The following is a 13,732-nucleotide window of genomic DNA, read 5'->3' as shown; positions in this document are numbered from 1 at the left end:
AAAATGAATCATGAAATTAAAATTTTACTAATTGACCACATTAATCAGATATATTATACTAATTAATACATGGTAATTACCGTGTAATGATTATAAAGTTTCGTTGATATTTGGAGGGAGGGAAATACACATGTCTAAAACAGTAGTCAAAAAGAACGAATCACTTGAAGATGCGTTACGTCGTTTCAAACGTACAGTTTCTAAAAGCGGTACAATTCAAGAAGTACGTAAACGTGAATTTTACGAAAAACCTAGCGTTAAACGTAAAAAGAAATCAGAAGCTGCACGTAAACGTAAATTCAAATAATTAATTGTTTCGTTGACTCCCTCAACACCAACATTAATTATAAACCATAATAGCCTTAGTTGTTTATTCAGCTAAGGCTATTATTTTTATATGTTAAGAAAGTGACTATCTATAATCCTTCTCCCTATACAATGATGTCATAAACATTGAAATAACATGATACATATTTAAGAAAACAACCACATTTACATTATGAACAAATATTAATGTTTACTTCTTTTACAGTAGATTGAAAAAGACTATATTTGTATTTCTAGCATTTAATTAAAAATGAATAACATTATGAATTTTATTGTGTAAACGGTATAATCATATATTTATTTCATGTATAATTAAATTGAGAGTGAGGTGATATAGTGATTCCTTCGATAAGCAATATACATACAATCTTTTCAACTAGACTTGTTGAAAACGGAAACTGGATAGACAACGTTTCTAACTTTATTGTTAGTCCAATAGGTGCTTTGATATTAACTTGTATTATCTTCTTAGGCTTTTTGTATCAGTTATATTCAAATAGGATAAATATTATCGGAATTATATCAACATTAGCGTTATTCATCTTCTTTTTAGGATTTTTTATAAAAGGCGATGTTAACTTTTATTCAGTTGTCTTATTTGCTATTGGTGTGATATTCGTCATTATTGAATTATTTGTAGTAGGTGCAATCATAGGCATTATAGGTATGGCATTAATCGTTTTTAGTATTGTTACTTTAGGTGACAATTTAGTGTACATGATTGCTAATGTTGTCGTTGCCTTAATATTATCAATCATAGAGTGGGTGATACTTGTGAAATTTTTCAAACGTAAAATACCGTTTTTAGATAAAGTTGTATTGAAGGATTCTACAAATGCAGAAGCAGGTTATACATCACATGAAGATCGCTCTCATTTAGTTGGAGAAGTTGCAGTTACATCTACAGATTTAAGACCAGCAGGAATTATTATTTATAACGATGAACGTATCGATGCAGTTTCAGACGGTTCTTTTATATTACGCAATAAAAAAGTAACTATTCTTGAAGTTGAAGGTACCCGAGTTGTTGTGAGAGAAATAGAAACATAAAGGAGAATGAGTATGATTGGAATTTTAATTATAGCAGTTATAGTCGTAATTGCATTATTGTTATTATTTTCATTTGTACCTGTTGGATTGTGGATTTCAGCAATCGCAGCGGGTGTAAAAGTAGGCATTGGTACCCTAGTAGGAATGAGATTACGTAGAGTTTCTCCACGTAAAGTAATATCACCTTTAATTAAAGCGCATAAAGCAGGATTAAACTTGACAACAAATCAACTTGAATCACATTATTTAGCAGGTGGTAATGTTGATCGTGTTGTTGATGCAAATATCGCTGCACAAAGAGCAGATATTAATTTACCTTTTGAGCGTGGTGCAGCTATAGACTTAGCTGGCCGTGATGTGCTAGAAGCTGTTCAAATGTCTGTAAACCCTAAAGTAATTGAGACACCATTTATCGCTGGTGTAGCTATGAATGGTATCGAAGTTAAAGCAAAAGCAAGAATTACAGTACGCGCAAATATTGCAAGATTGGTCGGTGGTGCTGGAGAAGAAACAATTATTGCACGTGTTGGTGAAGGTATTGTATCTACAATTGGTTCTAGTGAACATCACACACAAGTGCTTGAAAACCCTGATAATATTTCTAAAACAGTTTTAAGTAAAGGTTTAGATTCAGGCACAGCTTTCGAAATCCTATCGATTGATATTGCAGACGTAGACATTAGCAAAAACATCGGTGCAGATTTACAAACTGAGCAAGCGCTTGCTGATAAAAATATCGCACAAGCAAAAGCCGAAGAACGTCGTGCAATGGCAGTAGCACAAGAACAAGAAATGAAAGCAAAAGTACAAGAAATGCGCTCTAAAGTTGTTGAAGCGGAAGCAGAAGTTCCACTAGCTATGGCCGAAGCATTGCGTTCAGGAAATCTTGGTGTGAAAGATTATTATAATCTGAAAAATGTTGAAGCAGATACTGGTATGAGAAATTCTATTAACCAACGTACAAAAAAAGAAGATGATGAATCACCGGAATAATAAATAGGGGTGATTAAATGAATATAGGTATTATTATCTTTGTAGTATCTGTCATTTTTACAATAATTGGAGCTATTAACGATGATAGTCATAAAAAACGAAAAAAACAACAACCGCCATCTAACAAACAGCCAAATCAATCTGAAGCACCACCACAAAAACGTGGTTTCCTTGAAGAAATCGGTAAAACATTTTCTGAGTTAGAAAAACAATTTAATGATGGTCCTTTTTCTCAAGAAGAACATACACCAAAGCAGAATAAACCTGCTGAGACACGAGCTGAAAAGATGGAAACTGAGACACCTCAACAAGAATCATCATCAGCTCCTAAACATAATGAAACAGAAGCTGAAAAAGTAAAACGTGAGCAAAAGCAACAAGATGATAAACTTCAAAAAGAGCTTGAAGCTGATTTAATGGGTCAAATAGAAGACGTGCGTAATGAGATTGATCGTGAAACTGAGAAAAAAATACAAAGAACTGAGAAAAAAGCACGAGATATTATTTCTGATAAATATTTATCAGAGAGAACTAAGCGTTATCGTTTAAAACAGTTAATGAATGCGCATTCTGTTCAAAGCTCTGGCACAAATGCTCAATATAGATTTGCAGATGATGAAGTTGTTAATGGCATTATTTGGTCTGAAGTTTTAGAACGACCAAAACAATTATAAATTTATTTAAACTCAACTTATAAAGTTAGAATCTTGACTTTGTGAGTTGAGTTATTTTTAATTTCAAAGTACTTATTGCTTGATAAATTTCACGCAGTCTATCACAATGCTTTGCTTTACATAAAAATAACAATTAATGTCAATTTTTAATTCACTTTGAAATAATATGAGATTATTTCATGATATAATAATATTGAAGTTGCAGTATGATTTATTCAAATTATTATTTTTATAATAATGCTTATTTCATATCATGCATCATAATTATTTTTTGTAACTTAAAATCTAATAGGATAAAATAATAGAAACGAATATATTTGTAAAGGAGCAACTATATGCCTGGAATTATTCAAATAGATGACATCAATGAAGCACAAGCACTCATTGGTAACAATGATGAAAATCTAAAATCAATAGAAGAGGGATTTGATGTCATAATACATGCTCGAGGACAAGAAATAGCCGTTAAAGGTGAAAAAGTTGAGCATGTAGAACAAGCAGAATCAGTACTAATTAATTTATTGAAAGTCATACAGCAAGGCGTTACAATATCGCTCAAAGATGTAGAAGCTGCTGTTAAAATGGCAAAAAATGGTACGATTCATTACTTATTAGATTTATATGAGGACGAAATTACTAAAGATGCGTTTGGTAAAACAATAAGGGCTAAAACTATGGGGCAAAGACTTTACGTCAATGCTATGTATCATAATGACTTGGTATTTGGTGTTGGACCAGCAGGTACTGGGAAAACATTTTTAGCTGTTGTTTATGCTGCCAAGCAATTACGAAAGGGTAATGTTAAACGCATCGTCTTGACTAGACCTGCAGTAGAAGCTGGGGAATCATTAGGATTCTTACCTGGTGATTTGAAGGAGAAAGTTGATCCTTATTTACGTCCATTATATGATGGTTTAAATACCGTTTTAGGAAGAGAACAAACTGCTAGATTTATCGAGCGTGGTGTTATAGAAATAGCACCGTTAGCATATATGCGAGGGAGAACGCTTGATGATGCATTTGTTATTTTAGATGAAGCACAAAACACTACACATGCTCAAATGAAAATGTTCTTAACAAGGTTAGGTTTTGGATCGAAAATGGTTGTTACCGGTGATAAGACACAGATTGATTTACCTAAAGGTGTTAAAAGTGGTCTTAAAGAAGCAATAGCAAAGTTACACAATGTAAAAGGTCTAAGTATCCATCATTTAGACCAAAACGATGTTGTGCGTCATCCACTTGTAAGTAAAATAATTGATCGCTATGAGGGAGAAGAATAAATGTTCACAATAGATTTTAATGATCATACTGAATTAGTCGATAAAAAATGGTTTAAGCAAATAGACGACCTTCTTTCTTTTGCAAAAGAACAAGAAGGCATAGAAAATGATGCCGAATTATCTGTGACATTTGTAGATAAAGTGGAAATTCAACAAATTAATAAAATGTATCGAGATAAAGATAAGGCGACAGATGTAATATCCTTTGCATTAGAGGAAGATGAACCTGAAATCAGTGGGTTAGATATACCAAGAGTACTCGGAGATATTATCATATGCACTGAAGTTGCTCAATCACAAGCAGATGCATATGGGCACTCTTTTGAAAGAGAACTTGGTTTTCTCGCGCTTCATGGCTTTTTACATTTATTGGGTTATGATCATATAAATGAAGCTGATGAAAAGGTAATGTTTGGTCGACAAGATGAAATTTTAAATGCTTATGGATTGCCAAGAGATTAGAGATAGTTATGAAACGTTTTAAGTACGCTTTTCAAGGTTTACTGGTCCTCTTTAACAAAGATAAAAAGTTTTTAATCCACATTATTTTTGCATGTTTTGCAATTTTACTGAGTTTTTATTTAAAAATAAATATAGTTGAATGGTTTTTAATCATCATCGCTATAGGATTTGTGTTAACTTTTGAAGCCATGAATACAGCACTAGAATATGTAGTGGATTTGATTACAGATGAATATCATGAACTTGCAAAGAAAGCTAAAGACACTGCAGCTGCTAGTGTTATGCTTGCTTCGATAATTGCGTTGGTAATAGGACTTATTGTTTTTTTACCATATTTTATAAAATAGAAAATACGATTTTTAATCTATCTATATATTAAGCAACATTTAGTTTGGAAAAATACTATAATAATTAAAAATTGAATAGGAGTGTTAAATTATGGCTTACCAACCCGATTATTTCAAGGAAGTAAGAACAGCACAAAGCAAAGCTTATGCGCCATACAGTAATTTTAAAGTAGGTGCGTACTTAATTACGAAAGATGGTAAAACTTATCACGGCGCAAATGTAGAAAATGCCGCTTATCCATTAGGTATATGTGCAGAAAGATCAAGTCTGGTTGCAGCTATTGCTGATGGATATCGACCTGGCGATTTTGAATCAATCACTGTAACCGTTGATGCAGAAACACCTTCTTCGCCATGTGGTTCTTGTAGACAGGTTTTAAAAGAACTTTGTGATGACGAAATGCCTGTATATATGACTAATCACAAAGGTGACATGATTCAATCTACAGTTAGTGATTTATTACCTCTAGGATTTTCTGGAAAGGATTTAAAATAATGACAGCACATAAATCAGGATTTGTAACAATAATTGGTAGACCTAATGTAGGTAAATCTACCTTTGTTAATCGCGTCATCGGACATAAAATTGCTATTATGTCTGATAAAGCACAAACGACAAGAAATAAAATTCAAGGTGTCATGACTCAAGAAGATGCACAAATTATTTTTTTAGATACACCGGGTATACACAAACCTAAACATAAATTAGGCGACTATATGATGCGTGTTGCAACAAACACACTATCTGAAATTGATGCCATTATGTTTATGGTTAATGTTAATGAAGATATTGGTCGAGGCGATGAATACATAATGGAAATGTTGAAATCAGTCAAGACACCAGTGTTTTTAGTGTTAAATAAGATTGACCTCGTCCATCCGGATGAGCTCATGCCAAGAATAGAAAAATATAAAAAATATATGAATTTCACCGAAATAGTCCCTATATCTGCTTTAGAAGGATTAAATGTTGAGCATTTTATCAATGTTATTAAATCATATTTACCTGAAGGGCCAAAATACTATCCGGATAATCAAATTTCTGATCACCCAGAACAGTTTGTAGTGAGCGAACTCATTCGTGAAAAAATATTACACCTAACGAATGAAGAAATTCCACATGCGATAGGCGTCAATGTTGATCGTATGATTAAAGAAGATGAAGAACGTGTGAGGATTGAAGCAACGATTTTTGTAGAACGTGATTCACAAAAAGGAATAGTGATTGGTAAAGGTGGTAAAAAACTTAAAGAAGTAGGGAAAAGAGCACGTCAAGATATTGAAGGCTTGTTGGGGTCTAAAGTGTACTTAGAACTATGGGTAAAAGTTCAAAAAGATTGGCGAAATAAAGTAAACTTTATTCGTCAAATGGGCTATTTAGAAGATCAAGATTAAGTTGAGAGTCGGTGAGCTAAAATGTTAATCAAACAAAAAGGTATCATTATTAAAACGGTTGATTATGGCGAATCCGATAAAATTATTACAATTTTAAATGAATACGGTGCAAAAATTCCACTTATGGTTCGCCGTGCCAAAAAGATCAAGAGTGGTTTGCAAGCTAATACGCAATTATTTGTTTATGGCTTGTTTATTTATTCTAAATGGAAAGGCATGGGAACTTTAAGTTCAGTAGATGTCATCGATCAAAATTATCATCTTCGATTAGATATTTATGAGAGTAGTTATGCTAGTTTATGTACTGAAACGATAGATCGATCTATTGATAATGATGAACTGTCACAGTTTAGCTACGAATTATTACATTTTGTATTAGATAAAATTAAAAGTGGTGTATCCGCACAGTTGATGTCGGTAATTGTACTAATTAAATCAATGTCAAAGTTTGGGTTTAGCGCAATTTTCAATCATTGTGTAGTCACTGGTGATGATGACCAAGCTAAACTCATTGGCTATAGTTTTAAATTTGATGGTGCAATTTCAAATCATGCAAAATCTCAAGATCCAAATGCTTTACTACTATCCAATAAAACACTTTACTTATTAGATGTGCTACAAAATTTACCTATAAGTAAAATGAACGCCTTGAGTATACATCAAGATATTATTAATGAAATGTCGCAATTAATGATAATGTTATATAGTGAATATGCAGGTATGTATTTCAAAAGTCAAAAGCTTATTAATCAATTACAAAGATTAGATCATTCAAATTAATATAGTCAAAGTTAATGAGAAATAAAATTTTATAAGTAAAAAACGTCAATTTCTATAAATTATATAGAAATTGACGTTTTCATTTTGTACTATTATTTTCAAAGTATAACTTGAAAAAGTAAAATTAAAATTTCACTTTTTCAGTTAAGAAACTTTCTAATTCAGCAATCGGCATACGTACTTGTTCCATCGTATCTCTGTCACGTACAGTTACTTGTTGATCTTCTAGTGAATCAAAGTCAAATGTTATACAGTATGGTGTACCGATTTCATCTTGACGGCGGTATCGTTTACCAATTGATTGTGATTCATCAAAATCAATTGCAAAGTTAGCACTTAATTGTTCAAATATTTTAATTGCATCACCAGATAATTTTTTACTTAATGGTAAAACAGCAGCTTTATAAGGTGCTAATGCAGGGTGGAAGTGTAATACAGTTCTTGAATCCTTACTACCTTCAACACCTTCTTCAGCATAAGCATCACAAAGGAATGCTAATGTAACACGGTCTGCACCAAGTGATGGTTCAATACAATATGGAAGGTATTTTTCACCAGTTTCTTGATCATGATATTGGAAATCTTCACCAGAATGTTCACTGTGTTGTTTTAAATCATAATCTGTTCTACTTGCAATACCCCATAATTCTCCCCAACCGAATGGGAAACGATATTCTATATCAGTTGTTGCATTTGAGTAGTGGGATAATTCATCTGCATCATGGTCACGTAAACGTGTTGCCGATTCACTTAAATTTAAGTCTTTTAACCATTGGCTAGCAAAAGTTTTCCAATAATTTTGCCATTCTATTTCTTCACCAGGTTTACAGAAGAATTCTAATTCCATCTGTTCAAATTCACGTGTTCTAAAGATGAAGTTACCAGGTGTAATTTCATTACGGAATGATTTACCGATTTGACCAATCCCGAATGGCAATTTTTTACGCATTGTACGTTGAACATTTTTGTAATTGACAAAAATACCTTGCGCAGTTTCAGGACGTAGGAAAATTTCATTTGTAGAATCTTCCGTCACACCTTGGAAAGTTTTGAACATTAAGTTAAATTGACGAATATCTGTCCAATTAGCAGTTCCACTTACAGGACAAACAATACCTTCTTCATCAATAATACGTTTCATTTCATCGAAACTTAAACCATCGGCTACGAAATTTTCGTCTCCTTTTTCATTCGCCATGTAGTCTTCTATTATTTTATCTGCACGATAACGAATTTTACTATCTTTATTGTCTATCATTGGATCGTTAAAGTTTCCTAAATGACCAGATGCTTCCCAAGTTTTTGGATTCATTAAAATTGCTGCATCAATCCCTACATTATATGGAGATTGCGTGATAAATTTTTGCCACCATGCTTTTTTAATATTATTTTTTAATTCTACACCTAATGGGCCATAGTCCCACGTATTTGATAAACCACCATAAATATCACTGCCAGGGAATACAAATCCTCTGTGTTTTGCTAACTGAACAATTGTTTCCATATCTTTTGCCAAAAAAAACACTCCTTTTAACATAAAAACGCCCCAAGACAAAGAAAAAGAAAAAAACTTAATCATTGCCTTGGGACGAGTTAATTATTTTTAATCACATATAATTATGTGTTTTTAATAAAATATTATTAACCCGCGGTTCCACCCAATTTAGTGAGTACACTCGCCTTTGAAACTTCTTTTTAAATTTTTAGCCAATTGTTATGTTAAGCTTTCACCACCCTTAACTCGCTTTAAATATAATTTTAATGTATTGGTTGATTATTAGCAAGTAAATATATGTATTTGTAGCAATTTATAATTCAATGTATAATTAAATGTAATGAGTAAAGGGGTGAAGTCTTATAGAACTGAATAAAAGACAACAACAAATTGTTGATATTGTCAAAAATAATGGACCTATTACTGGTGAACATATAGCAGAACATCTTAGTCTTACAAGAGCGACCTTGAGACCAGATTTAGCAATACTTACAATGTCTGGTATTTTAGAAGCACGCCCACGCGTAGGCTACTACTATTCTGGAAAACCCAAAAATAAATTAATTGCTGATCAATTAAAACAATATATTGTTAAAGATTATGCGTCACACCCTGTAGTAGTGAAAAGTGAAATGTCAGTTTACGATGCGATTTGTACTATATTTCTAGAGGATGTTAGTACGTTATTTGTTATAAATAATGAAGGAGATTTTATAGGCGTTTGTTCTCGGAAGGATTTATTACGTGCTTCGATGATAGGTAAGGATATACATACTATGCCTGTTAATATTATAATGACTCGTATGCCTAATTTAAGCTTTGTATTGGAAGACGAACGTGTCATATTTGCTGCAAACCTAATGATTGAAAAGGAAATTGATTCTTTACCAATTGTGAATAAAAAAGAAAATGGAAAATATGAAGTGAAGGGCCGTATTTCTAAAACAACAATTACTAAAATTTTTGTCTCTTTACTAAATGAATAGGTGGTATGTATTAAATGGAAAATATTAAAATTATTGTTGCTTCTGACTCAGTAGGTGAAACTGCTGAACTTGTAGCAAGAGCATGTATTTCACAATTTAACCCAAATCAATGTGAAAGTGAAATTAGTAGGTATCCGTATATAGAAGCTTTAGAAAACGTAGATGAGGTAATCTCAGTTGCTAAAGATACTGAAGCGATAGTTGTTTATACATTAGTTAAACCAGAAATAAGAAAGTATATGGAAGCAAAAATTAAAGAATTTCAAATTAAATCTGTAGATATTATGGGCCCATTGATGAATATATTATTAGATAAAATAGATGAGCAACCATATTTTGAACCCGGACTCGTGCACCAATTAGATGAAGCATATTTTAAAAAAATTGACGCTATAGAATTTGCAGTAAAATACGATGACGGTAAAGACCCAAAAGGTTTAGATAAAGCTGATATCGTTCTATTGGGCATATCTAGAACTTCAAAAACGCCTCTTTCACAGTATCTTGCACATAAAAGTTATAAGGTGATGAATATTCCTATTGTGCCAGAAGTCACACCCCCAGATAATTTATTTAATGTTGATACTTCAAAATGCATTGCCTTAAAGATAAGTGAGGATAAATTAAATCGCATCAGAAAAGAAAGATTAAAGCAATTAGGCTTAGGTGATAGTGCAAGATATGCTACCGAGCAACGTATTGAAGAAGAATTAAATTATTTCAATGAATTAGTTGAAAAAATTGGATGTCCTGTTATAGACGTAACTGATAAAGCGATTGAAGAAACTGCAAATGACATCATTAGTATTATTGAGCAAAACAGTTTCTTAAAATAAGAATTTCTATTATAATATTATAACTACTGTCTAATAGGTGATAATTTTGCGAATTGAACAAGCAACCATTAATGAAATAAAAGAGAAAACAGATATTCTCGATTTAGTAAGTGAATACGTTAAATTAGAAAAAAGAGGGCGCAATTACATTGGGTTGTGTCCTTTTCATGATGAAAAAACACCGTCATTTACTGTTTCTGAAGATAAACAAATTTGCCATTGCTTTGGTTGTAAAAAAGGAGGAAACGTCTTTCAATTCACTCAAGAAATTAAAGACGTTTCTTTTACTGAAGCTGTAAAGTTATTAGGTGAACGTGTAAATATTGAAGTGGAAACACCTCAAGCAACGTCAGAACAGCATACTAATCATCAAATTGCTTCTGAAGATTTGCAAATGATTGAGATGCATGAATTAATGCAAGATTACTATCATTATGCATTAAAAAAAACCGTTGAAGGAGAAGCAGCGTTAAACTATTTAAAAGAACGTGGGTTTACAGATGAACTCATAGATCGTCGGAAAATAGGTTATTCACCTAAAAATGCACATTTTTGCCATGACTTTTTACAGAAAAAAGGTTATGATATTCAATTAGCATATGAAGCGGGTTTATTGTCTAGGAATGAAGAGAATTTCAGCTATTATGATCGTTTCAGGGATCGAATTATGTTTCCATTATCAAATGCACAAGGTCGAACAGTTGGTTATTCAGGAAGAACATATACAAATCAAGAGCCTAAATATCTCAATAGTCCTGAAACACCGATATTTCAAAAAAGAAGATTGTTATACAACGTTGATCAAGCTAGAAAAGCAATTCGTAAAAATGATGAAATTATACTACTTGAAGGTTTTATGGATGTGATAAAAGCTGATTACGCAGGTTTGCATCAAGTTGTGGCAAGTATGGGAACTCAGATTTCACAAGAACATATCGCATTTATGAAAAAACTCACTTCAAATGTGACATTAATGTTTGATGGTGATTTTGCGGGTAGTGAGGCCACTTTAAAATCTGGGCAAATATTATTGCAACAAGGATTTAATGTTTTTGTAGTTCAACTACCAAAAAACATGGACCCGGATGAGTATATTGGAAAACACGGTGCAGATGCGTTTAATTATTTTGTGGAACATGAAAAAAAAGCATTTATTCTTTATAAAGTCCATATGCATCAAGAAGAAATAGAAAATAATGATTTAGCATATGAAAGGTATTTAAAAGAAATCACAAATGATATTTCATTAATGAAGTCATCGATTTTACGCAAAAAGATATTGCAAGACGTGTCAGAATTGTTTAAAGTAAGCATGGATAGTTTAAATAATGAAGTAGGACTACGTGAAGATTATTATCAACCACAGTCATATCAAATGCCTAGTGTGCCACAATTCACTCATTTAAATAAGCAAGAAAAAGCAGAACGTGCTTTATTAAAACATTTTATGAATGATAAGGATATTTTTTTAAATTATCATAAATTACTTCAAACAGAAGACTTTACAAATCAGTATTTTAAGCGTATATTTAATGTTTTACATGAGTTTTATTCTGAGAATGATACGTTTAATATTAGTGATGTTTTACAATATATCGATACAAATGACATTAAAGAAGCATTTATATCATTGGATAACTATTTGATAAATGAAGAACCATATGAACATGAAATCGATGATTATTTAGACACACTTTTAACAAATAGAAATGAAGAAACGATTGAATCGCTTAATCAAAAGTTACGGGAGGCTTCTAGATTAGGTGATTTAGAGTTGCAGAAATATTACCTAGAAAAAATTGTAAACTTCAATAAAAATAGAATGAATTAAATTAAAAATGAATATATCTGTAGATTATTGGGTTTAACAACTTGAATAAACCGTATGATTTATGGGTAGATAGTATTAAGATTATCTATCAAATGATATCATGGTTTCAAGTTGATATTATATTCGGGAGGCCTTTTCATGTCTGGAAATAAAGTTACACTTAAAAAGCAAACAATAGACCCATCTCTAACTTTAGAAGATGTAAAAAAACACTTAATTGAAAAAGGTAAAAAAGAAGGGCATCTTAGCCATGAAGAAATTGCAGAGAAATTGCAAAACTTCGAGATGGATTCTGATCAAATGGATGAACTATTTGATCAATTAACAGATAACGATATCAGTTTGGTAAACGAAAAAGATAGTTCTGACAAAGATGCAAAATTAAATCCTAATGATTTAAGTGCTCCTCCAGGTGTTAAAATTAATGACCCTGTTCGTATGTATCTTAAAGAAATCGGACGTGTCGATTTATTAAATGCGCAAGAAGAAATAGAATTGGCGAAAAGAATTGAACAAGGTGACGAAGTTGCTAAGTCAAGATTAGCTGAAGCAAACTTGCGTTTAGTAGTCAGTATAGCCAAAAGATATGTTGGCCGTGGCATGCTTTTCTTAGATTTAATTCAAGAAGGTAATATGGGCTTAATAAAAGCAGTTGAAAAGTTCGATTTTAATAAAGGATTTAAATTTTCAACATATGCGACATGGTGGATACGTCAAGCAATAACACGTGCTATTGCAGACCAAGCTCGTACAATACGTATTCCAGTGCATATGGTAGAAACAATTAATAAATTAATCCGTGTACAAAGACAATTATTACAAGATTTAGGTCGTGATCCAGCACCAGAAGAAATTGGTGAGGAAATGGATTTACCACCAGAAAAAGTAAGAGAAATATTAAAAATAGCTCAAGAGCCAGTTTCATTAGAAACACCAATTGGTGAAGAAGATGACAGTCACTTAGGTGATTTTATTGAAGACCAAGAAGCCCAAAGTCCATCTGATCATGCAGCTTATGAATTATTAAAAGAACAACTGGAAGATGTATTAGATACATTAACAGATAGAGAAGAAAATGTACTGCGCTTACGTTTTGGACTTGATGATGGAAGAACACGTACACTAGAAGAAGTAGGCAAAGTCTTCGGCGTTACGAGAGAACGTATTCGTCAAATTGAAGCTAAAGCATTGAGAAAATTAAGACATCCGAGTAGAAGTAAACGTCTTAAAGACTTTATGGACTAATTTTTCAGCTCTTTTGTACCTAGTCGTA

15 protein-coding genes are annotated in these 13,732 nt (G+C 32.2%); 14 read left to right on the top strand and 1 reads right to left on the bottom strand.

Features of this window, described 5'->3' with window-relative positions:
• Positions 1–130: 130 nt before the first annotated feature.
• The 10 genes from rpsU to recO all read left to right on the top strand — a co-directional run bounded on the left by rpsU (position 131) and on the right by recO (position 7,311).
• A complete protein-coding gene (gene rpsU / locus HMPREF2586_RS10580) occupies positions 131–307 on the top strand; it encodes a 30S ribosomal protein S21 (protein ID WP_002483157.1) in 177 nt (58 codons plus the stop codon).
• 377 nt (positions 308–684) lie between these two features.
• The gene (locus HMPREF2586_RS10575) at positions 685–1,377 is read left to right on the top strand and encodes an NfeD family protein (protein ID WP_371090943.1); all 693 of its coding nucleotides are present in this window, start codon (positions 685–687) and stop codon (positions 1,375–1,377) included.
• A 6-nt stretch (positions 1,378–1,383) separates the two neighbouring features.
• Entirely contained in the window at positions 1,384–2,370 is a 987-nt protein-coding gene (gene floA, locus HMPREF2586_RS10570) for a flotillin-like protein FloA (RefSeq protein ID WP_026034799.1), read from the top strand.
• Between the two features lie 17 nt (positions 2,371–2,387).
• Complete coding sequence (locus HMPREF2586_RS10565; RefSeq protein ID WP_064208894.1) at positions 2,388–3,044, top strand: hypothetical protein; 657 nt, start codon at positions 2,388–2,390, stop codon at positions 3,042–3,044.
• Positions 3,045–3,379: 335 nt separating this feature from the next.
• Positions 3,380–4,327, top strand: a complete 948-nt coding sequence (locus tag HMPREF2586_RS10560; protein ID WP_046208145.1) for a PhoH family protein — start codon at positions 3,380–3,382, stop codon at positions 4,325–4,327.
• Positions 4,328–4,789, top strand: a complete 462-nt coding sequence (ybeY, locus tag HMPREF2586_RS10555; protein WP_070039383.1) for an rRNA maturation RNase YbeY — start codon at positions 4,328–4,330, stop codon at positions 4,787–4,789.
• 8 nt (positions 4,790–4,797) lie between these two features.
• Positions 4,798–5,136 carry a diacylglycerol kinase family protein gene (locus HMPREF2586_RS10550; protein ID WP_070039382.1) on the top strand — a complete coding sequence of 113 codons (339 nt, stop codon included), beginning with the start codon at positions 4,798–4,800 and terminating at the stop codon, positions 5,134–5,136.
• A gap of 91 nt (positions 5,137–5,227) precedes the next feature.
• Complete coding sequence (gene cdd, locus HMPREF2586_RS10545; protein WP_046208148.1) at positions 5,228–5,632, top strand: cytidine deaminase; 405 nt, start codon at positions 5,228–5,230, stop codon at positions 5,630–5,632.
• On the top strand, positions 5,632–6,531 hold the full coding sequence (gene era, locus HMPREF2586_RS10540; protein WP_046208149.1) for a GTPase Era: 900 nt from the start codon (positions 5,632–5,634) through the stop codon (positions 6,529–6,531). The genes cdd and era overlap by 1 nt, the downstream gene beginning before the upstream one ends.
• Positions 6,532–6,552: 21 nt before the next feature.
• Entirely contained in the window at positions 6,553–7,311 is a 759-nt protein-coding gene (recO, locus tag HMPREF2586_RS10535) for a DNA repair protein RecO (protein ID WP_070658638.1), read from the top strand.
• A gap of 124 nt (positions 7,312–7,435) precedes the next feature.
• On the opposite strand, the gene HMPREF2586_RS10530 is transcribed toward recO, so the two are convergent.
• On the bottom strand, positions 7,436–8,827 hold the full coding sequence (locus HMPREF2586_RS10530) for a glycine--tRNA ligase (protein WP_040030033.1): 1,392 nt from the start codon (positions 8,825–8,827) through the stop codon (positions 7,436–7,438).
• A 341-nt stretch (positions 8,828–9,168) separates the two neighbouring features.
• Here HMPREF2586_RS10530 and HMPREF2586_RS10525 point away from each other — a divergent pair, with 341 nt between their 5' ends.
• The 4 genes from HMPREF2586_RS10525 (at position 9,169) to rpoD (ending at position 13,704) form a co-directional block, all read left to right on the top strand.
• A complete protein-coding gene (locus HMPREF2586_RS10525) occupies positions 9,169–9,792 on the top strand; it encodes a transcriptional regulator CcpN (RefSeq protein ID WP_075100076.1) in 624 nt (207 codons plus the stop codon).
• A gap of 14 nt (positions 9,793–9,806) precedes the next feature.
• Positions 9,807–10,628, top strand: coding sequence for a pyruvate, water dikinase regulatory protein (locus HMPREF2586_RS10520; protein ID WP_046208151.1), 822 nt, complete (start codon positions 9,807–9,809; stop codon positions 10,626–10,628).
• A 46-nt stretch (positions 10,629–10,674) separates the two neighbouring features.
• Entirely contained in the window at positions 10,675–12,459 is a 1,785-nt protein-coding gene (dnaG, locus tag HMPREF2586_RS10515) for a DNA primase (RefSeq protein WP_046208152.1), read from the top strand.
• A gap of 138 nt (positions 12,460–12,597) precedes the next feature.
• Positions 12,598–13,704: an RNA polymerase sigma factor RpoD gene (rpoD, locus tag HMPREF2586_RS10510; RefSeq protein ID WP_046208153.1), complete on the top strand. Its 1,107-nt coding sequence runs from the start codon at positions 12,598–12,600 to the stop codon at positions 13,702–13,704.
• Positions 13,705–13,732: the final 28 nt, after the last annotated feature.

The sequence above is a fragment of the Staphylococcus sp. HMSC034G07 genome (assembly GCF_001835975.1).
GTDB classification, from domain to species: Bacteria; Bacillota; Bacilli; order Staphylococcales; family Staphylococcaceae; genus Staphylococcus; species Staphylococcus ureilyticus.
This window is presented reverse-complemented; position numbering and strand designations above follow the sequence as displayed.